The organism is Variovorax sp. GW821-FHT09D04, assembly GCF_059416405.1.
The window spans coordinates 1-20,237 of sequence record NZ_JBWKPA010000013.1 but is presented as its reverse complement, the minus strand read 5'-3'; the positions used below and the strand labels follow the sequence as shown (position 1 = coordinate 20,237).

Sequence of the window (20,237 nt, the reverse complement as noted above, 5' to 3'; positions counted from 1 at the left end):
CTCAGGTCGCCGCCGCTGTCCTGCGCCGTTGCAGCCAGGTGACCCACCAGGCGCCCGCCGTGCACAGCACCAGGTAGACGACGGCGACCAGGATGTAGACCTCGACCACGCGCCCGTCGCGTTGTCCCACCTTGCTGGCGGCGCCGAGAAAGTCGTTCAGGCTGATCACGTAGACCAGCGAGGTGTCCTTGAGCAGCGCGATGGTCTGGTTGATCAGCGAGGGCGTCATGTTGCGAAACGCCTGCGGCAGGATCACGTGCCGCAGGGCCTGCCCCGGCGACATCCCCAGCGACTGCGCCGCCTGCAGCTGGCCGGCGCGCACGCTGCCGATGCCGGCGCGGATGATCTCGCAGTAGTACGCGGACTCCGCGAGCACGAACGCCACGAGCGCGGCGTAGATCGGCCCGACGCCGAGGTTCGGGTCGCCGGTCACGGCGCGCAGCACCACCGGCATCAGGAAGTAGATCCACAGGATCGTGAGGATCAGCGGGATCGAGCGGAACAGGTTCACGTACCCCGCCACGAGCGCCGCCACCGGCCGCGGCGCGAAGATCCGCGTGATCGCCAGCAGGGTTCCCAGGCCGATGCCCGCGGCCATGGAGGCCGCCACCAGCAAGGCGGTCATCTGCAGGCCCTGCAGCAGGTAGGGCCAGGCGCGCTGCAGGGCGACCCAATCGAAGTCGTAGCCCATCACGCGGCGCCCAGCAGCCCGGGCACCCGCACCCGATGTTCGATGCGGCGCATCAGCACGATCACGCCGTAGGTGATCGCCATGTAGATGAGCGTCGCCACGATGAAGGCTTCGAAGGGATGGGCGCTGAACTCGCTGAGCTGGCGCGTCTGCCCGGTGAGCTCCATGAGCCCGATCGTCAGCGCGACGGCCGAGTTCTTGAACACGTTCAGGAAGTCCGAGGTCAGCGGCGGGATGACGATGCGCAGGGCCTGCGGCAGGATCACGTACCGATAGGCCGCCACGGTTCCCAGGCCCATCGCCATGGCCGCCTGCTTCTGGCTGCGCGGCACCGACTCGATGCCCGCGCGCACCTGCTCGGCCGCTTTCGCCGCCGTGTAGAGCGTGAGGCCCACCAGCACGGTGAGGAACTGGTTCGCGGTCGGGTTCATCTGCTTGATCGCATGGCCCCAGGCGGTCGGCAACAGCTCGGGCACCACGAAGTACCAGAGAAACAGCTGCACCAGCAGCGGCGTGTTGCGAAAGCAGTGGATGTACACCGCCGACAGCGTGCGCGCCGTCCGGTGGGGCAGCGTGCGGGCCACGCCGGCGATCAGGCCCAGGCCCAATGCCAGCGTCCAGGCCAGCAGCGACAGCGCGACCGTCCACAGCAACCCGCGCACGAGCATCAGGCCGTACAGGCCCTCCCCCGTGACCGAGGGTTTGAAGAAGATCAACCAATCCCAGGTGTAGTGCATCGCGAAAGGTGCCGGGAGGCGGTTCGGTTCGTGAAGGGGTGGCCGCGTCCGCGCCTTACAGCGGCTGGTCGCTCGGATGGCGCACGAGTTCCTGCATGTCGGGCGACATCGGGAAGTTGACCGTCACGCTGCCCTTCACCGCGATGGGCTTGAGGAAGTACTTCTCGTACAACGCGGTGAACTCGCCCGATCGCATCATCCCGGTGATCACGCCGTCGACGAGCTTCTTGAACGCCGCGTCGCCCTTGCGCAGCATGCAACCGTAGGCCTCCTTCTGCTGCGGCACGCCGACCACCTCCCAGTCCGCCGGGTTCCTGGCGCGGGCGATGTTGCTGAACAGAATGATGTCGTCCTGCGTCGCGGCCACCGCGCGCCCCGTCTCCACGGTCAGGAAGTTCTCGTTGATGTCCTTGGCCAGGATGATCTGGATGCCCCACTTGTTCTTCTCGTTGAGCTGCCGCAGCATGCGCTCCGCCGTGGTGCCCGCGCTGACCACGACGTTCTTGCCCACGAGGTCGGCCCAGTGCTTGATGCCGGAGTTCTTGCGCACCAGCAGCCGCGCGCCCACGACGAAGAAGGTCGTCGAGAACGACACCTGGTTCTGCCGCTCGGCGTTGTTGGTGGTCGAGCTGCACTCCAGGTCGACCGTCTGGTTGGCCACCAGCGGAATGCGCGTCTGCGGCGTGACTTCCAGGGTCTTGACCTCCAGCCGGGCGAGCTGCAGGTCCTTCTTCACCTGGGCGACCACGCGCTGCGAGATTTCCCAGGCGAAGCCGGCCTGCTTGTTGTGGTCGTCCAGGTAGTTGAACGGGATGGAGGCGCCGCGCGTGGCCACCGTGATCGCCCCGGTGTCCTTGATCTTCTTGAGCGTGCCGTCCAGCGGCGGCGCGGTCTGCGCGGCGACGCCGGCGCACAGCGCGAGGCCGGCCATGGCGAGGAAGGAACGGGTCGACGCGGCGTGAAGGGTCGGCTTGAAAGTCATCGCGGGCTCCAGGTGTCGGGGGTCAGAGGTCGAAACGCGTGGCGCAGGCGTCCAGCGCGCCGAGCAGCTCGTCGCGCAGGGCCTCGGGGTCGTCCAGGCCGATCGACAGGCGGATGACCGGGCCTTCGACGTCGCAGAAATTGCGCCTGGCGAGTTCCTCCGCCGGGTAGAAGGCCGCGATGCTGCGCACGCCGCCCCAGCTGGCGCCGATGGCAAAGCGCTTCAGGCCGGCGAACAGCGCCCGGTAGGCGTCGTAGGGGCAGTCCACGAGCTGCAGCGACATCACGCAGCCGGGCTGCGCGAAATCGCGCGCCCACAGCGCATGGTCCGGCGCGCCGGGCAGCGCCGGAAAGAGCATCCGGCGCACGAGGCGGTGCGCGGCGAGTTGCCCGGCGATCAGGCGCGCGCTGGCGGCCTGGCGCTCCATGCGCACCTGCATCGTGTCCAGGCCCCGGGCCACCAGGAAGCAGTCCTCCGGGCTCACGGCCAGCCCCATCAGCGACTGCAGGCCGCGCAAGGACCGGTACAGGCCTTCGTCCTGGGTGGTGACGCTGCCCATCAGCACGTCGGAATGGCCGCCCATGTACTTGGTGCATGCGTGAACGCACAGGTCGACGCCATGCGCCAGCGCGGCAAAGCCCAGCGGGCTCGCCCAGGTGTTGTCGATGGCGGTCAGCACGCCACGGGCCCGCGCCACGGCGGTGATCGCCGGCACGTCCTCGACTTCCATCGTCACCGTGCCGGGCGACTCCAGCCAGATGAGCCGCGTGTTCGGGCGCACGAGGCGCTCGATGCCCGCGCCGATGCGCGGCGCATAGAACTCGACCTCGATGCCCAGCGCCTGCAGCCGCTCGACGGCGAAGGACTTGGCCAGACCGTAGGCGGCATCGGTCATCAAGAGGTGGTCGCCCTGCTTGAGCAGCGCGAGCAGCACGCCGCAGATGGCCGCCTGTCCGGAGGGAAAGACGATGCCGTGGGCGGCGCCGTCCAGCTCGGCGATGCGCGCCTCCAGGGCACGCTGCGTCGGCGTGCCCGTCGTGCCGTAGCTGAAGCCGTCCGGCAGGCGGGTGCGGCGGTGCACGAAATCGTCGAGCGAGTCGAAGACGACCGTGGAGGCGCGCCACACCGGCGGCGCCAGGCTGGCGAAGGCAGCGTCCGCAGGGGACGCGCCGGGATGGGAAATGGATGGGTTCACGATGGGAGTCAGTTCGCGGGGGCCGATTCGATGAGCTGCAGCGCGTGCTTCATCTGCTCGACGGCCATGGTTTCGAGGTCGGTGTAGACCTTCATCTCCACGCCCAGGCGGGTGAAGGTTTCGCGGGCGGTGGCGATCCGGGCCGGGTCCTGCGTCTTCGGGTTGGCCAGCGCCGCCTCTAGGCGCTTGTACTCGCTGGTGAGCAAGGCCGGTTGCTCGCCGATGGCACGGAGGCCGGCGTTGGTCATGGCGCGGATGCGCAGCAGCATCTTCACGTCCGACTGCTCCATCTCGCCCTGCGCCCGCTCCAGCGCCAGCTTGGCGGCCACCGCCTGCGGGCTGTCGGGCTTGCGGGTGGCCGCGAGGGTCTGGAACCTGGCGACGTCGCTGGAAAAGTCGTGCGCCCATGCGGGCATCGCACACGCCAGGACCGTCACTGCAAGCGCTGTTCGAAGGTTCATCTCGCGTCTTTCGGGAAGTGGCTGAAGACACCAACTCTAGGACGCTGGAGATAATCCGGATCGCGCCCGAAATTCTTTCTCCATAAGCGGTTGTTATATGTTGCTCCGAGAGATCGAGGTGTTCCGTTCCGTGATGTCCGTGGGCTCCGCGAGCAAGGCGGCGGCGCTGCTGGGCGTGACGCAGCCGGCCATCAGCCAGTCGCTGCGCAGGCTGGAGGAAGCCGCAGGCTTTCCCCTGTTCCGCCGGCTGCGCGGCCGCCTGCATCCGACGCCCGAAGCGCAGGCCTTGCTGGCCGAGGTCGAGCGCGTCTTCGTGGGCTTGAGCAGCATCGAGCACCGCATGCGCAGCCTCAAGCGCTTCGGCGTCAACACGCTGCGCATGGCGGTGTACCCGGCCTTCGGCCTGAGCTTCGTGCCGCGGGTGCTGTCGCGGCTGGTGGCCGAGCGCGGCGATGCCGACGCCCGTCCGCAGATTTCGCTGCAGGTGCTCAGTTCGCGGGAGGTGCACGAGGCCGTGCTGGGGCGCCAGGTCGACTTCGGGCTGATGGCCGACGAGATGCCGACGACGGGCCTGGAGCACTCCGAATTCGCGCGCTTTCCGGGCGTGGTGGTGATGCATGCGAAGCACCGGCTGGCCCGCGCCAGGACCATCCAGCCGCATCAACTCGCCGAAGAGCCCTTCCTCGCGCTCAACCCGGAAGATGCGTCCCGGCGCCGCCTGGAGCGGGCCCTGGCGGACTGCAACGTCGCGCTGAGCGTGCTGGTCGAGACCCCTTACGCGGCCAGTGTGTGCGAGATGGCCCTGAGCGGCATGGGCATCGGCGTCGTCAACCCGGTCACCGCGCTGGAGTACGCGCAGCGCGGCCTGGCCGTGCGCCCGCTGTCGCTGGAGGTGTCCTTCGCGGGCCTGCTGGTGCTGCCGCCGGGACAGCCGCTGTCCGGCCTGGCGGTGCGCGTGCTCCAGCTCATGCGCATCCAGCTGGCCGAAGACCAGAAGGCCCTGGCGGGCCTTCTCAAGCCTCGCGCCAGGTAGCGCCGCGCAGGCGCAAGGCATTGGTGATCACCGAGGCCGAGCTCAGGCTCATGGCCAGCGCCGCGATCATCGGCGACAGCAACCAGCCCGTGAACGGGAACAGCACGCCCGCGGCCAGCGGCACGCCCAGCGCGTTGTAGAGGAAGGCGAAGCCGAGGTTCTGCTTCATGTTGGCGATGGTCTGCTCGGAGATCACGCGCGCCTGCGCGATGCCGCGCAAGTCGCCCTTGACCAGCGTCACCTGGGCGCTGTTCATCGCGACATCGGTGCCGGTGCCCATCGCCACGCCGACGTCGGCCTTGGCGAGCGCGGGCGCGTCGTTGATGCCGTCGCCGGCCATCGCGACGATGCGGCCCTCGCGCTGCAGCCTGTCGACCAGCGCGAGCTTGTCGGCGGGCTTCACTTCGCCGTGCACCTCGTCGATGCCCAGCTTCGCGGCGACGGCCCGGGCCGTGGTCAGCCCGTCGCCGGTGGCCATGATGACCCGCAGGCCCGAGGCCTTGAGCGCGGCCAGCGCCTCCAGCGTGGTGGGCTTGATCGGGTCCGACACCGCGAGCAGGCCGGCCGCCTGGCCGTCCACCGCCAGGAACATGACACTCGCGCCCTCGGCCCGCAGGGCCTCGGCCTGCGGCTTGAGGTCGTCGACCCGCACGCGCAGCTGTTCCATGAGCGCCGTGTTGCCGAGCGCCAGCTTCCTGCCGGCCACGCCACCGCTCACGCCGATGCCGCTGCTGGATTCGAAACCCTCGGGCGTGTCCAGCGCCAGCTGGCGCTCGCGCGCCGCCCGCACGATGGCGTCGGCCAGCGGGTGCTCGCTGCCCTGGTCCAGGCTGGCCGCCAGGCGCAGCACCTCGTCGGCGGTGAAGCCCGGCGCAGGCACCGCGCGCTCGAACTGCGGCCGGCCTTCCGTCAAGGTGCCGGTCTTGTCGACGATGAGCGCATCGACCTTGCGGAAGTTCTCGATCGCGGCGGCATCGCGGAACAGCACGCCCTGCGTGGCCGCCTTGCCCGTGGCGACCATGACCGACATCGGCGTCGCGAGGCCGAGCGCACAGGGGCAGGCAATGATGAGCACCGCCACGGCATTGATGAGGCCGTAGACCCAGCTGGGCTGCGGCCCGAAGAACCCCCAGGCGAAAAAGGTCAGCACCGCGATGGCGATCACCGTCATCACGAAGTAGCCGGCGACCTGGTCGGCCATCCGCTGCATCGGCGCGCGCGAGCGCTGGGCTTGCGCGACCATCTGCACGATGCTCGCGAGCACGGTCTGCGAGCCGACCTTTTCCGACTGCATGACGAGGGCGCCGTTGGTGTTGAGCGTCGCGCCGATGAGCTTGTCGCCCACGCGCTTGGTCACGGGCAGCGGCTCGCCGGTGAGCATCGACTCGTCGACCGCGCTGCCGCCTTCGATCACCACGCCGTCCACCGGCACCTTCTCTCCGGGGCGCACGCGCAGCTTGTCGCCGACATGCACGTGGCCGATGGGCACGTCTTCCTCGGTGCCGTCGGCGCCGATCCGGCGTGCTGTCTTGGGCGCGAGCCCCAGCAGCGACTTGATCGCCGCGGAGGTTTGCGAGCGCGCCTTGAGCTCGAGGATCTGGCCCAGCAAGGTGAGCGAAATGATCACCGCCGCCGCTTCGAAGTAGACCGACACGCGCCCCATCGACACGAACGACGCGGGGAACACGCCGGGCGCCACCGTGGCCACGACGCTGTAGACAAAGGCGGCGGCCGTGCCCAGGCCGATCAGGGTCCACATGTTCGGGCTGCGGTTCGCCACCGACTGCACCGCGCGCACAAAGAACGGCCACCCGGCCCACAGCACGATCGGCACGCTGAGCACGAGCTCGATCCAGCTTTGCGTGCCCATCTCGAACCACTGCAGGCGGTGGCCGGCCATGGCGAGCACGGTGACGACAACGCTGAGCGGCAGCGTCCAGAAGAAGCGCCGCTTGAAGTCTTTCAGCTCGGGGTCTTCACCCTCGTCGAGGGTCGGCATCTCGGGCTCCAGCGTCATGCCGCACTTGGGGCAGTTGCCGGGATGGTCCTGCCGGATCTCCGGGTGCATGGGGCAGGTGTAGACCGTGCCTTGCGCGGCGGGCTGCGCAGGGCCCGCGGGCGCATGCCCGTGCGATGCGTGGTGATCGTGGTGGCCGTGATGACCGTGGGGGTGTCCTGCGTGCCTGGTGGACGTGTCGTTCATTCGCGTTCTCCGACAGGAAAGGGGGAAGCCCTTGAGGGGGAAGCGATCAGTGTCCAGATTGACACGATGTGAAGGTCAAGCCCTGTCGCGCGATACCCTTGAAGAAAAAGCGCCGGCATGGCGGCCGGCGCGTGAAAGACGCGTGCGCATGACGCTCACTTGCCGGCCTTGCCCACCAGCACCGCGCCCTTCATTCCGGCGTCGTAGTGGCCCGGCTGCAGGCAGCCGAAGTCGACCTTGCCGGCCTGGGTGAACTGCCAGACGATCTCGCCGGTCTTGCCCGCAGCCAGCGTGACCATGTTCGGATCGGCGTGCTCCATCTCGGGGTTCTTCTTCATGGCCTCGTAGTGCGCCAGCAGCGCCTTCTCGGTCCCGAGCACGAGCTCGTGCTTCAGGACGCCGGAGTTCTTGACGACGAAGCGTACCGTCTCGCCCTGCTTGACCTTGATGTCCGCCGGCGTGAAGCGCATCGAGTCCGTCATGTCGACCTGGACCGTGCGCGTCACCTTGGCGGCCACGCCGGGCTTGCCGACGGCGGCTGCGGCATCGTGGCCGTGGCCACCGGCGTGGGTGCCCGAGGCGAACGCGCCGGCAGCGGCCAGTGCGGCTCCTGCAGCGAAAACGGTGTTGCGGAAGGTGTGTGTCATGGTGTCCTTGGAGGTTGCCGGGATGCCGCGACTCTAGGAAGCCAAGCCCGTCCACCACCGATCACCCGGATTACAAAAAAGCAATCTGCGCGTTCGACCTCTGTGCATCGGCGACATGGGCACGGTCTTATTTTGCCCGGGCAAAATATCTCAAAGCTTCCCGGCCGAAGGCACCCGGCCACCCGGTGTTTCCCCGGAAAAGCCCGGCGGTGCCAAACGGCGGCAAGGGCGCCGCCCTTGAAAGGTCATCGAATGCCCTTATGATTAGCACTCGCTGCTGACGAGTGCTAACAGCCCTCCCATCCAGTCGACAGGTCGCCGGTTTCTCCGGCGCCCGACCACAAACAAACCCGTTTCTTACCCTCCAGGAGATGCAATGAAACTTCGTCCTTTGGCCGATCGCGTGATCGTCAAGCGTGTTGACAGCGAAACCAAGACCGCCTCCGGCATCGTCATCCCCGACGCAGCCGCCGAAAAGCCCGATCAGGGTGAAGTCCTGGCCGTGGGCCCGGGCAAGCGCAACGACAAGGGCGAACTGGCCGCACTGACCGTCAAGGTCGGCGACCGCGTCCTGTTCGGCAAGTACAGCGGCCAGACCGTCAAGGTCGATGGCGACGAACTGCTCGTGATGAAGGAAGACGACCTGTTCGCAGTCGTCGAGAAGTAATTCTTCTCCTCCCTTTCGATCCCATCCAATCCAATCCATTCGGAGTTAATTCATCATGGCAGCAAAAGACGTAGTCTTCGGCGGCGAAGCCCGCGCACGCATGGTCGAGGGTGTCAACATCCTGGCCAACGCAGTCAAAGTGACCCTGGGCCCCAAGGGCCGCAACGTGGTGCTCGAGCGTTCGTTCGGCGCCCCCACCGTGACCAAGGACGGTGTGTCCGTGGCCAAGGAAATCGAACTCAAGGACAAGCTGCAGAACATGGGCGCCCAGCTCGTGAAGGAAGTGGCCTCCAAGACCAGCGACAACGCTGGTGACGGCACCACGACCGCCACGGTCCTGGCACAAGCCATCGTTCGCGAAGGTTTCAAGCTGGTGGCTGCCGGCATGAACCCGATGGACCTGAAGCGCGGCATCGACAAGGCTGTCACGGCCCTGGTCGCCGAGCTGAAGAAGGCTTCCAAGCCCACCACCACCTCGAAGGAAATCGCGCAAGTCGGCTCCATCTCGGCCAACAGCGACGAAACCATCGGCAAGCTCATCGCTGACGCGATGGACAAGGTCGGCAAGGAAGGCGTGATCACCGTGGAAGACGGCAAGTCGCTGGACAGCGAACTCGACGTCGTCGAAGGCATGCAGTTCGACCGCGGCTACCTGTCGCCCTACTTCATCAACAACCCCGAGAAGCAATCGGCGCTGCTCGACAACCCCTTCGTGCTGCTGTTCGACAAGAAGATCAGCAACATCCGTGACCTGCTGCCCGTGCTGGAGCAAGTCGCCAAGGCGGGCCGTCCGCTGCTGATCATTGCCGAAGAAGTCGAAGGCGAAGCCCTGGCGACGCTGGTCGTGAACACGATCCGCGGCATCCTGAAGGTCGTGGCTGTGAAGGCTCCTGGCTTCGGCGACCGCCGCAAGGCCATGCTGGAAGACATCGCCATCCTGACGGGCGGCAAGGTCATCGCTGAAGAAGTGGGCCTGACGCTCGAAAAGGTGACGCTGGCCGACCTGGGTCAAGCCAAGCGCATCGAAGTGGGCAAGGAAAACACGATCATCATCGACGGCGCTGGCGCTGCTGGTGACATCGAAGCCCGCGTGAAGCAAGTGCGCGTTCAGATCGAAGAAGCGACCAGCGACTACGACCGTGAAAAGCTGCAAGAGCGCGTGGCCAAGCTGGCCGGCGGCGTGGCAGTGATCAAGGTTGGCGCTGCCACCGAAGTCGAAATGAAGGAAAAGAAGGCTCGCGTCGAAGACGCCCTGCACGCCACCCGCGCTGCAGTGGAAGAAGGCGTTGTGGCTGGCGGCGGCGTGGCGCTGCTGCGTGCCAAGCAAGCCGTGGGCGAGTCGGTCAAGGGCGACAACGCTGATCAAGAAGCCGGCATCAAGCTGGTGCTGAAGGCCATCGAAGCGCCCCTGCGCGAAATCGTGAACAACGCCGGCGGCGAAGCCTCGGTGGTGGTGAACGCTGTGCTGGCCGGCAAGGGCAACTACGGCTTCAACGCTGCGAACGACACGTACGGCGACATGCTCGAGCTGGGCATCCTGGACCCGACGAAGGTCACCCGCACCGCACTGCAGAACGCCGCTTCGGTGTCCTCGCTGCTGCTGACGACCGAAGCCATGGTTGCTGACGCACCCAAGGACGAGTCCGGCGCCGGCGGCGGTGGCATGCCCGACATGGGTGGCATGGGCGGCATGGGCGGCATGGGCATGTAATGCCCGGCTGAGCTCTGCTCACCAAAGTAAAAAGGGCCGCGCAAGCGGCCCTTTTTCTTTGTGCGGAAGGTTCAGCGGAACTGGTCGCGCAGCGCCATGTACAGCACTTGGAACCGCGCATGCCGCGTCTTGTGTCCATCGGCTCCTTCGGATGAAGGCTCCAGCGTCTGCTTCACCGGCGGCAGCGTGCACACCTCGGCGACCTCGCCCCCATCGGCCAGCCACGCTAGGCGCGCCGCGCCGAGCGCCCCGCCCGTCTCGCTGCCTGCGTAGAGCGTGAGCTCGACTTGGAAGATGTCGGCCAGCAACTGCCCCCACCACACACTGCGCGCCCCCCCACCCACGAGCGCGACTTCGCGCAGCGGCATGTCGGCCGGCAGGCGCAGCGTGTCGAAGCCATCGCGCAAACCGAAGCTCACGCCCTCGACCACGGCATAGGCGATCTCCGCCGGGCCATGCGCATGCGTGAGGCCGAACAGCACCCCTTGCGCATTCGGGTTGTTGTGTGGCGAACGCTCGCCCGACAGGTACGGCAGGAACAGCGGGCAGCGCGCCCGGTCCGCCAGCGCGACCGACGCCGCGGCTTCGAGCAACGCCGCCTCGTCCGCGAACTTGAAGGTCTTCGCCGCCCAGCTCACCGCGCTGGCGGCCGAGAGCATCACCGACATCTGGTGCCAGCGCCTGGGCAGCGCGTGGCAGAAGGCGTGCATCGCCTGCGCGGGGTTCGGCAAAAAGCGGTCGGTCGAGACGAACACCACGCCCGAGGTGCCGAGCGAGACGAAGCCCTGCCCCGGCTCGACGAGCCCCATGCCGACCGCGCTGGCGGCGTTGTCGCCCGCGCCGCCGGCGATCTTCACGCCGTCGCGCAATCCCCAGCGCGCCGCCAGTTCCGGCTTGAGCAGCGCGGAGACTTCACTGCCCTCGACCAGCCGCGGCATGTGATCGCGCGTGAGCCCCGTGGCGGCGAGCAGTTCGTCGGACCAGTCGCGCGCGCCCACGTCGAGCCAGAGCGTGCCGGCCGCGTCGGACATCTCGCTGACCGCCTCGCCGCTGAGCATGAAGCGCAGCCAGTCCTTGGGCAGCAGCACGCGCGCCACGCGGGCGAAGACCTCGGGCTCGTGCTCGCGCACCCACAGCAGCTTGGGCGCGGTGAAGCCGGGCATCGCGAGGTTGCCCGCGATCTCGCCCAGGCGCGGCACGGCGCGCGTGAGCGCCTCGCACTGCGCACCGCTGCGGCCGTCGTTCCAGAGGATGGCCGGGCGCAGCACCTCGCCCGCCGCGTCGAGCAGCGTGGCGCCGTGCATCTGGCCCGAGAGGCCGATGGCGCGCACCTGCGACAACGCCTCGGCATGCGTGGTGCGCAGTTCGGCCATGACGGCCTCGAGCGCCCGCCACCATTGGGCGGGTGCCTGTTCCGACCACAGCGGCTGCGGCCGGTCGACCGTGAGCGGCGCGCGTGCCACGCCGACGATGCGGTGATCGTCCGCGAGCAGCAATGCCTTGAGCTCGGACGTGCCGAGGTCGAGTCCCAGATACAAGATGGTCTCCCTGATGGCGCCTTCGGAGCGGGCGCGTTCGCCTTGAAAGAAGTCAGCCGAAGCGCGTGTCGGCCTGGCGCCTGAACTCGCTCGGCGTCATGCCCTTGATTTCGAGAAAGCGCCGGTTGAAGTTCGCCACGTTGTTGAAGCCCACCTGGTAGCAGATGTCGGTCACGTAGTGGTCGGTCTGCATCAGCAGGTGGCAGGCGCTGTTGATGCGCACGCGGTTCACGAAGTCGGTGAAGCTGTTGCCGGTCGAGCGGCGGAAGAAGCGGCTGAAGCGGCTCTCGCTCATGCCCAGCTCGGCGGCCACGTCCGACATCGAGATCGAGTCGGTCATGTTGTTGGTGATGCGGTTCACGATGTCGTTGATCTGGTCGACCTGCGCATCGCCGTCGCTGCCCTGCACGCCCTGCATCTGCACGCTCGACAGCAGCCGGTAGTCGGTGCACTGCGCCAGGTCGGCCATGAACTCGCAGAACAGGCCCAGGCGGCGCACGCCGCGCGCGGCCTTGATGGCGTCCCAGTGCGCCAGCGCCTGTTCCGACATGCCGAAGAACTCGATGCCGTGGCGCGCGCGGTCGAGCAGCGGCATCACGTCGCGCAGTTCGGGAATCTCAGCGGCTGCGCGCTCGATGGGCTCGTGGCGGAACTGGATCACGCGGTCGCGCCCGGCCGCGCCTTCTTCGGGCACGTCCAGCGAGATCCAGTTGTGCGGCAGGCGCGGCCCGCACAGCACGAGATGCCCGGGCTGGAACGGTCCGATCCAGTCGCCGATGAAGGCCTTGCCCGAGGTCTCGGTGATCAGGTGCAGCTCGTAGTCTTCATGGAAGTGCCATCGCACCAGCGGGCTCGGAAAGCCGTGCGCGAGACAGCGCACCAGGCCGGTTTCTTCCGGGGCCTCGTAGCCCAGCGACGGGGAGCGCGCGAAGTCGCGCTCCAGCTCGGGTTGGCGTTGGCGAGGGATCGCGCGTTTGCGGGTGGTCGTGGTCATGGCGGCACGGATCGATCAGGGCCGGGAAGCGACGGCCTCGTTGTCTTCCTGCGAAAGCGCCGTGCGAACGGCTTCCAGCGTCGGTGGATCGGCGCCCTCGCGGGTGCAGTTCAGGGCCGCGGCGGTGGCGGCAAAGCGCATCACGGCGCGCCAGGCGTCGTCGCCGAGCTCGGCCAGTTGCGCCGGATGCTCGACGCCATGCGCCAGCAGCGCCACGGACAGCCCGGCGGTGAAGGTGTCGCCCGCGCCGATGGTGTCGACCACCTCGACGCGCGGCGCGGCCACGGTGAGCGGCGCGCTGCCGGTGCGCCACAGCGTGGCACCGGCGCCGCCGCGCGTGACGACCACGGCGCGCGCGCCGGCCGTGAGGCACTCGGCCGCGAGCGCATCGACCGGTCGCCCGGGGGCGAGCAGCGCGGCGTCTTCGTCGCTGAGCTTGACCAGGTCGGCCATGGCGAACCACTCGCTGACGCGGGCGCGGTAGGCGGCCATGTTCGGGATCAGGCTGGGCCGCACGTTGGGATCGAACACGATCACGCAGCGCCCCGTGTGGGCGGCCACGAGGTCGGCGATGCGCGACGACGCCGGCTCCTGCAGCAGCGAGATCGAGCCGAAGTGCAGGAAGCGGCATTCCGCGGGCAGCTGCGGCAGCGGCTCGGGCGCCCAGGTGGCGTCGGCGCTGCCGCTTGTGTAGAAGGCGTAGCGATTGGTCTGCGGCGTGCGCTCCACGAACGCCAGCGTCGACGGCGCGTCGCTGCGCAGGATGAGCCGGGTGTCGACGCCGTTGCGTTCGAGAAAGGCCATCAGCCGCTCGCCGAACAGGTCGGTGGACAGCTGCGTGAGAAAGCCGGTCGGCTGTCCAAGCCGTGCACAGGCCACGGCCGTGTTCAGCGGCGAGCCGCCTTCATGGCCGAGGAACGCCAGAGTGCCGCCTTCGCCGGCGGTGAAATCGATCAGGGCCTCGCCCGTGAGTGCAATGCGCATGGTGCTTGGATTTTCTTCTTCTGTCAGGGCAAGGCGCGGGCGTCGGCCAGGAAACCCGCTTCGGCAGCCAGGGTGGCGGGATGGTCGAGCAGCTCGGCAAAGAGGCGCGGCGGAATGGTGATGGCGCCCACGCCCAACCCCAGCAGCGCCAGGTAGGCCGCGCGCGAACGGATGCTCGCCACCAGCAGCCGCGTACCCGGCGAAGGCCGTTGCGCCACCAGCGACTGCATCTGCGCGATGAGCGCCAGCCCGTCGATGCCGGCGTCTTCGAGCCGGCCGAGGTACGGCGCCGCATAGGCCGCGCCCAGCTGCGCGGCGAAGTGCGCCTGCTCGGGCGCGTACACGGCGGTCCAGGTGACGGGCACGCCCTGGGCGATGAGCCGCGCACCGGCGTCCAGGCCCTGGCGCGTGGCGGGAATCTTGATGACGAGCTGGCCGGGGTCGAACTGCGGCAGCAGGACGGCGGCGTCTTCCAGCATGCCGTCGACCTCGCTCGAATACACCTGGGCCTGCACCTGGCGCGCGCCCAGATCGATGCAGCGTTTCAGCAGATCCGGGACGTAAGCACGCCCGACGCCGGCGCGTTGCAGCAGCGTCGGGTTGGTCGTCACGCCGTGCACCACCGGATGCGGCAGGCAGGCCTGCAGCTCGGCCAGGTCGGCGCTGTCGAGGTACAGGTGGAAGTCGTCGTTCATGCAGAAATGCGGAAGGAAGGTAGGGTTCAACTCATGACATTGCCGCCGTCGACATTGAGGGTCTGCGCCGTGATGTAGCGCGCCTCGTCGCTGGCGAGAAACACCGCCGCCCCGGCAATGTCGCCCGGCACGCCCATGCGCCCGAGCGGCACGGCGAGGCCGACACGCCGCTTCTTCTCGCCCGGCGCCAGCCCCTCGGCTTTGGCAAACAGGCTGTCGACATGGTCCCACATCGGCGTGTCGACCACACCGGGGGCGATGCCGTTGACGCGGATGCCGTGCGGCGCCATGGCCAGCGCGGCGCTCTGCGTGTAGCTGATGACGGCCGCCTTGGTCGCGCAGTAGTGCGACACCAGCGCCTCGCCGCGGCGCCCGGCCTGCGAGGCCATGTTGATGACCGACGCGCCCGGCGTGCCGGCCTCGACCATGTGGCGCAGCACGGCCTGCATGACGAAGAACATGCCCTTCACGTTGACCGCGAAGAGCTTGTCGAACGAGGCCTCGTCGCTGTCGAGCAGCGGCGCGAGGTCGAACACGGCGGCGTTGTTGAACAGCGTGTGGATGGGGCCGAAGGCGACCTGTGCCTCGGCCAGCATGTGCGCGATGGCCCGCGTGTCGGTCACGTCGGCCGCGATGTAGGCGAGCGCGTCGGGATGGGCTTGCTGCAGCACGCGCACGGCCTCGGGTGCGGCGGTCGCGCGGTCGATCACGCTGCAGCGCGCGCCCTCGGCGATGCAGGCCTCGGCGACCGCCAGGCCGATGCCGCCGCCCGCGCCGGTCAACAGCACATGGCGGTCCTGCAAGCGGCCGCTCATGGTGCAGCCTTCTCTTCGATGAAGCGCGCCACGCGCGCACCAGCACGGCGCACCGCATCGACCAAGCGCGCATCGCCCGCGAGGCTGCCCCACAGCCCGGCATCGGCACACAGCGCCGCCACGGGGTCGGCCGCGTCGCAGATGGCGTGCGCGGCGGCGTCGTCCATGCTCTGGTCCTGGTAGGCATAGGGCAGCGCGCCCCGGTGCCAGCGCTGCAGGAACGCGAGGAACAGCGCGGGCAGCATCGCCACGCTGTAGATGCCCTGCCCGGCTGCCAGGCGCTCGCGCACGGTCGGCGCGATGAAGCCCGGGATCTTCGAGAAGCCGTCGGCCGCCACGCGCTGGTTGGTGTCGCGGATCGCAGGGTTGCCGAAGCGGTCGAGCACCACGTCGCGGTAGGCCGCGAGGTCGATCGGGCTCGGGCTCAGGCATGGAATGACGTCGTCGGTCACGTAGTCGAAGGCCATGCGGCGGATGGCCGCGTCGTGCGTGCCTTCGTGGATGAAGCCCAGCCCCGCCAGCGTGCCCGCCCAGGCGATGCAGCTGTGCGTGGCGTTGAGGATGCGGATCTTGGCCTCTTCGTAAGGCTGCACCGATTCGACCAGCTCGACGCCCACGCGCCCCCAGTCGGGCCGGCCGGCAATGAAGTCGTCTTCGATCACCCACTGGATGAAGCTCTCGCCCGTGACCGCCGCGCCGTCGTCGCGGCCCGTGGCGGCGCTCACGCGCGCGCGCAGCTCGGGCGGCGGGCGCGGCGTGATGCGGTCGACCATCGCGTTCGGGCAGCGGGTGTTGGCATCGACCCAGGCCTGCAGCGGCGCGTCGCCGACGAGCGCGATGAATTCGAGCAGGCCCGCGCGAAAGCGGTCGCCGTTGTGGCGCAGGTTGTCGCAGTTCAGCAGCGTCACGGGGCCCGCCTGCGCGGCGCGCCGTGCCCGCAGGATCGCGCAGACCGCGCCGTAGATCGTCTCGCCGGCCTCGCCGCGCCGTGCGCGTTCGATGTCAGCCGCGAGGTCGGTGAACGACAGGTCGAGCTTGCCCTTGGTGTCGAGGTAGTAGCCCGCCTCGGTCACCGTGAAGGAGACGATGCGCGTGGACGGCGCCGCGCCGCGCGCGATCACCGGGGCCAGCGAGGGCTCGTACGGCAGCACCTCGCGGATGGCTTCGATCTGCTCATAGCGGTACTCGCCGGCCGGCGACACGGTCTCGAGCGTGTAGCGCCCGCCCTGGGCCTGCAACGCCGCGACGACCTCGGCCATGTCGGGCCGGATGTTGGCGCCCGACAGCGACCAGCGGGTGTCGCCCGCATCGATCAGCCGCTGCAGGTAGACGGCCTGGTGGGCGCGGTGGAACGAGCCGAGGCCGAGGTGAAGCACCGTGAATTCCGAAGGCGCCGGTGGGGTGGGCACGAGGCCCGCTGCTGCGAGGGTCACGGGGAAGGTCCGTTGAAAGTGAGGGGCGTCGAATCAGGCGGCGACGGCGCGGCCTTCGCGGCTGAACAGGTGCAGCACGGACGGGTCGAGCTCGACCGCCACGTCGTCGCCGGCCTGCAGCGGCGTGCGTTCGTTCTGGCGCGCGATGAGCGGCACGCCGCCCACGTCCACGTGGATCAGCGTGTCGGCGCCCAGCGCCTCGATGAGCTCGACACGGCCCGGCACGCCGGCGGCCGCGCCCTGCTTCGGATGCACGCGCAGGCCTTCGGGGCGCACGCCCAGGAAGCCGTCGCTCGGCAGGCGCCCGCCGGTGGCGGCGGAAAAACTCGGGATCGCGCTCGCCGCCACCATGTTCATCGACGGCATGCCGATGAACTGCGCGACGAACTGGTTGGCGGGGCGGTCGTACAGCTCCAGCGGCGTGCCGACCTGCTCGATGAGCCCGTCTTTCAGCACCACCACGCGGTCGGCCAGCGTCATGGCCTCGACCTGGTCGTGCGTGACGTAGATGGTGGTGGCGCCGAGCGCGCGGTGCAGCTTGTGGATCTCGACGCGCGTGTTGCCGCGCAGCGCCGCATCGAGGTTCGACAGCGGCTCGTCGAAGAGAAACACCTTGGGCGCACGCACGATCGCGCGCCCGATGGCCACGCGCTGGCGCTGGCCGCCCGACAGGTCCTTCGGCGTGCGGTCCAGGTACTGCGTGAGGTTCAGCGTCTTGGCCGCGTACTCGACCTTGGTCTTGATCTCGTCCTTGGCCACGCCCGCGAGCTTCAGCGCGAAGGACATGTTGTCGTACACGCTCATGTGCGGGTACAGCGCGTAGCTCTGGAACACCATTGCCAGGTCGCGCTTGCCCGAAGGCGTCCAGGTGATGTCCTTGCTGTCGAGCAGCAGGTTGCCGCTGGTGATCGGCTCGAGCCCCGCGATCAGCCGCAGCAGCGTCGACTTGCCGCAGCCCGAAGGCCCGACGAAGACGATGAACTCGCCCTTCTGGATCTGCAGGTCGACGCCCTTGATGATGTGCACGTCGCCAAAGCTCTTCTTGATGTTCTTGAGTTCGAGGTAGGCCATGAGATGTCTCCCTTTCTTTACTTGACGGCGCCGAAGGTCAGGCCTTGCACCAGTTGCTTCTGGCTGAACCAGCCGAACACGACGATGGGCGCGATGGCCATCAGCGAGGCGGCCGACAACTTGGCCCAGAACAGGCCTTCGGGGCTGGAGTACGAGGCGATGAGCGTGGCCAGCGTGCCGGCCTTGGCGGAGGTGAGGTTCAATGCCCAGAAGGCCTCGTTCCAGCTCAGCACCAGGCACAGGAGGCCGGTCGATGCGAGCCCGCCCACCGACAGCGGCATCACGACGTGGCGGAACTCGGTCCACAGGCTCGCGCCGTCCATGCGTGCGGCTTCGAGGATCTCGTTCGGAATGTCCTTGTAGGCGCTGTAGAGCATCCACACCATGATCGGCAGGTTCGACAGCGTGAACACGATGGTGAGCGCGGTGAGCGAGTCCAGCATGCCGGCGGTCTGCGCCAGCACGTAGATCGGCACCAGCGCGCCGACGGCCGGCATCATCTTGGTGGAGAGCATCCACATGAGGATGTCGCGCGTCTTCTTCGTGCGAAAGAACGCCATCGAGTACGCGGCGGGCGCGGCGATCAGGAGGCCCAGGATGGTCGAGCCCAGGCTGGTGATCAGCGAATTGCGCGCGTACAGCAGGTAGTCGCTGCGGCGCTGCACCTCGCCGAAGTTGTCGAGCGTGGGGTCGAAGATGAACAGCGGCGGCACGTGGATCGCCTGCAGCTCCGTCTTGAAGGCCGTGAGGAACAGCCAGCCTAGCGGGAAGAACAGAAGCAGCGCCACGGCCCACGCACCGACGGTGCGCAGCAGCTGGGGAAGGAAGTTGCTGGGTTGCATGGTCGTTCCTTCAATCGAGGTTCTTGCCGATGATGCGGATCAGGAACACCGCGACGATGTTGGCCAGCACCACCGCGAACAGCGCACCCGCGGAGGCCACGCCTACGTCGAAGTTCATGAGCGACTGCTTGAAGATCATGTAGGTCATGTTCGTGCTCTCGTTGCCCGGGCCGCCGTTGGTGGTGATGGCGATCTCGGCGAACACGCTGAGCAGGAAGATCATCTCGATCATGATCACCACGGCCATCGGGCGGCCCAGGTGCGGAATGGTGAGATAGAAGAAGCGCTGGAACGAACTGGCGCCGTCCATGCGCGCGGCTTCCATCTGCTCGCGGTCCAGCGACTGCAGCGAGGTGATGAAGATCAGGCAGGCGAAGGGCAGCCACTGCCAGGCCACCATGATGATCACGGAGAACAGCGGCACGTCGGTGAGCCAGTCGACCGGCTGCGCGCCGAAGAAGCGCCACACATCGGCCAGGATGCCGTAGATGGGGTTCATCATCATGTGCTTCCACAGCAGCGCATTCACTGCGGGCATGACGAAGAACGGCGAGATCAGCAGCACGCGCACGATGCCGCGGCCCGGGAAGGGTTCGTTCACCAACAACGCGAGCAGCACGCCGAACACCACCGTGATGACGATGACGCTGCCGATCAGCAGCAGCGTGTTCCACGTGGCCGGCCAGAAGTCGGGGTCGGTGACGAAGTAGTGAAAGTTCTCGAGGCCCGCGAACGTGCGTTCGCCGGGCTGCATGAGGTTGTAGTTCACGAACGAGAAGTACAACGTCATCAGCAGCGGCACGATCATCCAGAGGAAGAGCGTGAGCACGGCGGGCGCCATCAGGGCGCGGGGCAGGAGTCTTTTCATGGTCTGTTCCTCTCAGGCTGCGGCCCTCTCCCCGTGGGGAGAGGGGAAGAAGCGCGGCTTACTTGTAGTAGCCCGCTTTCTTCATTTCGCGTTCCGCAGCGAGCTGCGAGGTCTTCAGCGCCTGGTCGACCGTGACCTTGCCCGACAGTGCCGCGCTCATCTGCTGGCCCACCGCCACGCCGATGGCCTGGAACTCGGGAATGGCCGCGTACTGCACGCCGACGTACGGCGACTTCGGCAAGGTGCTGTCGCTGAGGTTGGCGCTGTCGATGGCCTTCTTCTCGGCGGCGGCGAACTTGGCGACCTTCTGGAACTCGGGGTTCGCGTAGGTCGACTTGCGCGTGCCGGTGGGCACCGTGCCCCAGCCGTGCTCCTTGGCGACGAGGTTGACGTACTCCTTGGAGGTCGCCCACTTCACGAAGGTCTGGGCGGCGGCGCCCTTGGTCGAGCTGGCGGGAATGGCCAGGTTCCAGGTCCACAGCCAGTTGGCGCCCTTGGGCGTCACGGCCACCGGGGCCTGCGCGAAGGCCACCTTGTCGGCCACCTTCGACTGCTTGGGGTCGCTGATGAACGAGGCCGCGATGGTCGCGTCCACCCACATGCCGCACTTGCCTTCGTTGAAGAGCGCGAGGTTCTCGTTGAAGCTGTTGGCCGAGGCGCCCGGCGGGCC

Annotated in this window: 20 protein-coding genes; 3 read left to right on the top strand and 17 right to left on the bottom strand. The window is 68.0% G+C overall.

Going from position 1 to position 20,237, the window contains the following annotated elements; translation table 11 throughout:
• Nucleotide 1: 1 nt before the first annotated feature.
• Genes AC07O4_RS28170 through AC07O4_RS28150 form a run of 5 tightly spaced genes read right to left on the bottom strand, consistent with a single transcriptional unit; the run spans nucleotide 2 to nucleotide 4,066 of the window.
• A complete protein-coding gene (locus tag AC07O4_RS28170) occupies nucleotides 2-691 on the bottom strand; it encodes an amino acid ABC transporter permease (RefSeq protein WP_495306255.1) in 690 nt (229 codons plus the stop codon).
• A complete protein-coding gene (locus AC07O4_RS28165) occupies nucleotides 691-1,428 on the bottom strand; it encodes an amino acid ABC transporter permease (protein ID WP_062471835.1) in 738 nt (245 codons plus the stop codon). The genes AC07O4_RS28170 and AC07O4_RS28165 overlap by 1 nt, the downstream gene beginning before the upstream one ends.
• 55 nt (nucleotides 1,429-1,483) lie before the next feature.
• On the bottom strand, nucleotides 1,484-2,410 hold the full coding sequence (locus AC07O4_RS28160) for a transporter substrate-binding domain-containing protein (protein ID WP_495306254.1): 927 nt from the start codon (nucleotides 2,408-2,410) through the stop codon (nucleotides 1,484-1,486).
• A gap of 22 nt (nucleotides 2,411-2,432) precedes the next feature.
• A complete protein-coding gene (locus AC07O4_RS28155; protein ID WP_495306253.1) occupies nucleotides 2,433-3,605 on the bottom strand; it encodes a trans-sulfuration enzyme family protein in 1,173 nt (390 codons plus the stop codon).
• Nucleotides 3,606-3,613: 8 nt separating this feature from the next.
• Complete coding sequence (locus tag AC07O4_RS28150; RefSeq protein WP_495306252.1) at nucleotides 3,614-4,066, bottom strand: hypothetical protein; 453 nt, start codon at nucleotides 4,064-4,066, stop codon at nucleotides 3,614-3,616.
• A gap of 97 nt (nucleotides 4,067-4,163) precedes the next feature.
• Between AC07O4_RS28150 and AC07O4_RS28145 the strand changes: the two genes are divergently transcribed.
• Nucleotides 4,164-5,099: a LysR substrate-binding domain-containing protein gene (locus AC07O4_RS28145; RefSeq protein ID WP_070059966.1), complete on the top strand. Its 936-nt coding sequence runs from the start codon at nucleotides 4,164-4,166 to the stop codon at nucleotides 5,097-5,099.
• Here the strand turns inward: AC07O4_RS28145 and AC07O4_RS28140 are convergent.
• Both AC07O4_RS28140 and AC07O4_RS28135 read right to left on the bottom strand, forming a co-directional pair.
• On the bottom strand, nucleotides 5,080-7,302 hold the full coding sequence (locus tag AC07O4_RS28140) for a copper-transporting P-type ATPase (protein ID WP_495306251.1): 2,223 nt from the start codon (nucleotides 7,300-7,302) through the stop codon (nucleotides 5,080-5,082). The two genes, AC07O4_RS28145 and AC07O4_RS28140, sit on opposite strands and share 20 nt — an antisense overlap.
• 155 nt (nucleotides 7,303-7,457) lie before the next feature.
• Nucleotides 7,458-7,949: a cupredoxin domain-containing protein gene (locus AC07O4_RS28135; protein WP_495306250.1), complete on the bottom strand. Its 492-nt coding sequence runs from the start codon at nucleotides 7,947-7,949 to the stop codon at nucleotides 7,458-7,460.
• 376 nt (nucleotides 7,950-8,325) lie between these two features.
• Here AC07O4_RS28135 and AC07O4_RS28130 point away from each other — a divergent pair, with 376 nt between their 5' ends.
• Complete coding sequence (locus AC07O4_RS28130) at nucleotides 8,326-8,616, top strand: co-chaperone GroES (RefSeq protein ID WP_056572926.1); 291 nt, start codon at nucleotides 8,326-8,328, stop codon at nucleotides 8,614-8,616.
• A gap of 55 nt (nucleotides 8,617-8,671) precedes the next feature.
• On the top strand, nucleotides 8,672-10,327 hold the full coding sequence (gene groL, locus AC07O4_RS28125; RefSeq protein WP_042579049.1) for a chaperonin GroEL: 1,656 nt from the start codon (nucleotides 8,672-8,674) through the stop codon (nucleotides 10,325-10,327).
• Between the two features lie 71 nt (nucleotides 10,328-10,398).
• Here groL and xylB read toward each other — a convergent pair whose 3' ends face one another.
• The 10 genes from xylB to AC07O4_RS28075 form a co-directional block, all read right to left on the bottom strand.
• Nucleotides 10,399-11,865: a xylulokinase gene (gene xylB / locus AC07O4_RS28120; RefSeq protein WP_495306249.1), complete on the bottom strand. Its 1,467-nt coding sequence runs from the start codon at nucleotides 11,863-11,865 to the stop codon at nucleotides 10,399-10,401.
• 52 nt (nucleotides 11,866-11,917) lie between these two features.
• Nucleotides 11,918-12,859 carry an AraC family transcriptional regulator gene (locus AC07O4_RS28115; RefSeq protein ID WP_070059980.1) on the bottom strand — a complete coding sequence of 314 codons (942 nt, stop codon included), beginning with the start codon at nucleotides 12,857-12,859 and terminating at the stop codon, nucleotides 11,918-11,920.
• A 15-nt stretch (nucleotides 12,860-12,874) separates the two neighbouring features.
• Nucleotides 12,875-13,843, bottom strand: a complete 969-nt coding sequence (locus AC07O4_RS28110; protein ID WP_495306248.1) for a carbohydrate kinase family protein — start codon at nucleotides 13,841-13,843, stop codon at nucleotides 12,875-12,877.
• 23 nt (nucleotides 13,844-13,866) lie between these two features.
• Nucleotides 13,867-14,538, bottom strand: a complete 672-nt coding sequence (locus tag AC07O4_RS28105; RefSeq protein ID WP_495306247.1) for a transaldolase family protein — start codon at nucleotides 14,536-14,538, stop codon at nucleotides 13,867-13,869.
• Between the two features lie 26 nt (nucleotides 14,539-14,564).
• Nucleotides 14,565-15,353: an L-iditol 2-dehydrogenase gene (locus AC07O4_RS28100; protein WP_095948299.1), complete on the bottom strand. Its 789-nt coding sequence runs from the start codon at nucleotides 15,351-15,353 to the stop codon at nucleotides 14,565-14,567.
• Nucleotides 15,350-16,729: a D-arabinitol 4-dehydrogenase gene (dalD, locus tag AC07O4_RS28095; protein WP_495306286.1), complete on the bottom strand. Its 1,380-nt coding sequence runs from the start codon at nucleotides 16,727-16,729 to the stop codon at nucleotides 15,350-15,352. The genes AC07O4_RS28100 and dalD overlap by 4 nt, the downstream gene beginning before the upstream one ends.
• A gap of 90 nt (nucleotides 16,730-16,819) precedes the next feature.
• Nucleotides 16,820-17,857 carry an ABC transporter ATP-binding protein gene (locus AC07O4_RS28090; protein WP_070059983.1) on the bottom strand — a complete coding sequence of 346 codons (1,038 nt, stop codon included), beginning with the start codon at nucleotides 17,855-17,857 and terminating at the stop codon, nucleotides 16,820-16,822.
• Nucleotides 17,858-17,874: 17 nt separating this feature from the next.
• Nucleotides 17,875-18,699 (bottom strand): carbohydrate ABC transporter permease, encoded by an 825-nt coding sequence (locus tag AC07O4_RS28085; RefSeq protein ID WP_495306246.1) that lies wholly within the window; start codon nucleotides 18,697-18,699, stop codon nucleotides 17,875-17,877.
• Nucleotides 18,700-18,709: 10 nt separating this feature from the next.
• Nucleotides 18,710-19,567 carry a carbohydrate ABC transporter permease gene (locus AC07O4_RS28080; RefSeq protein ID WP_062472670.1) on the bottom strand — a complete coding sequence of 286 codons (858 nt, stop codon included), beginning with the start codon at nucleotides 19,565-19,567 and terminating at the stop codon, nucleotides 18,710-18,712.
• Between the two features lie 58 nt (nucleotides 19,568-19,625).
• On the bottom strand, nucleotides 19,626-20,237 hold a 612-nt coding region (locus tag AC07O4_RS28075), incomplete at its 5' end, for an extracellular solute-binding protein (protein WP_495306245.1).

Excerpts from the sequence above, each read along its gene's own strand:
- AC07O4_RS28170 (WP_495306255.1), bottom strand. The coding sequence starts at position 691 with ATGGGCTACGACTTCGATTGGGTCGCCCTGCAGCGCGCCTGGCCCTAC.
- AC07O4_RS28165 (WP_062471835.1), bottom strand. The coding sequence starts at position 1,428 with ATGCACTACACCTGGGATTGGTTGATCTTCTTCAAACCCTCGGTCACG.
- AC07O4_RS28160 (WP_495306254.1), bottom strand. The coding sequence starts at position 2,410 with ATGACTTTCAAGCCGACCCTTCACGCCGCGTCGACCCGTTCCTTCCTC.
- AC07O4_RS28150 (WP_495306252.1), bottom strand. The coding sequence starts at position 4,066 with ATGAACCTTCGAACAGCGCTTGCAGTGACGGTCCTGGCGTGTGCGATG.
- AC07O4_RS28145 (WP_070059966.1), top strand. The coding sequence starts at position 4,164 with ATGTTGCTCCGAGAGATCGAGGTGTTCCGTTCCGTGATGTCCGTGGGC.
- AC07O4_RS28140 (WP_495306251.1), bottom strand. The coding sequence starts at position 7,302 with ATGAACGACACGTCCACCAGGCACGCAGGACACCCCCACGGTCATCAC.
- AC07O4_RS28135 (WP_495306250.1), bottom strand. The coding sequence starts at position 7,949 with ATGACACACACCTTCCGCAACACCGTTTTCGCTGCAGGAGCCGCACTG.
- AC07O4_RS28130 (WP_056572926.1), top strand. The coding sequence starts at position 8,326 with ATGAAACTTCGTCCTTTGGCCGATCGCGTGATCGTCAAGCGTGTTGAC.
- groL (WP_042579049.1), top strand. The coding sequence starts at position 8,672 with ATGGCAGCAAAAGACGTAGTCTTCGGCGGCGAAGCCCGCGCACGCATG.
- AC07O4_RS28115 (WP_070059980.1), bottom strand. The coding sequence starts at position 12,859 with ATGACCACGACCACCCGCAAACGCGCGATCCCTCGCCAACGCCAACCC.
- AC07O4_RS28110 (WP_495306248.1), bottom strand. The coding sequence starts at position 13,843 with ATGCGCATTGCACTCACGGGCGAGGCCCTGATCGATTTCACCGCCGGC.
- AC07O4_RS28105 (WP_495306247.1), bottom strand. The coding sequence starts at position 14,538 with ATGAACGACGACTTCCACCTGTACCTCGACAGCGCCGACCTGGCCGAG.
- AC07O4_RS28100 (WP_095948299.1), bottom strand. The coding sequence starts at position 15,353 with ATGAGCGGCCGCTTGCAGGACCGCCATGTGCTGTTGACCGGCGCGGGC.
- AC07O4_RS28090 (WP_070059983.1), bottom strand. The coding sequence starts at position 17,857 with ATGGCCTACCTCGAACTCAAGAACATCAAGAAGAGCTTTGGCGACGTG.
- AC07O4_RS28085 (WP_495306246.1), bottom strand. The coding sequence starts at position 18,699 with ATGCAACCCAGCAACTTCCTTCCCCAGCTGCTGCGCACCGTCGGTGCG.
- AC07O4_RS28080 (WP_062472670.1), bottom strand. The coding sequence starts at position 19,567 with ATGAAAAGACTCCTGCCCCGCGCCCTGATGGCGCCCGCCGTGCTCACG.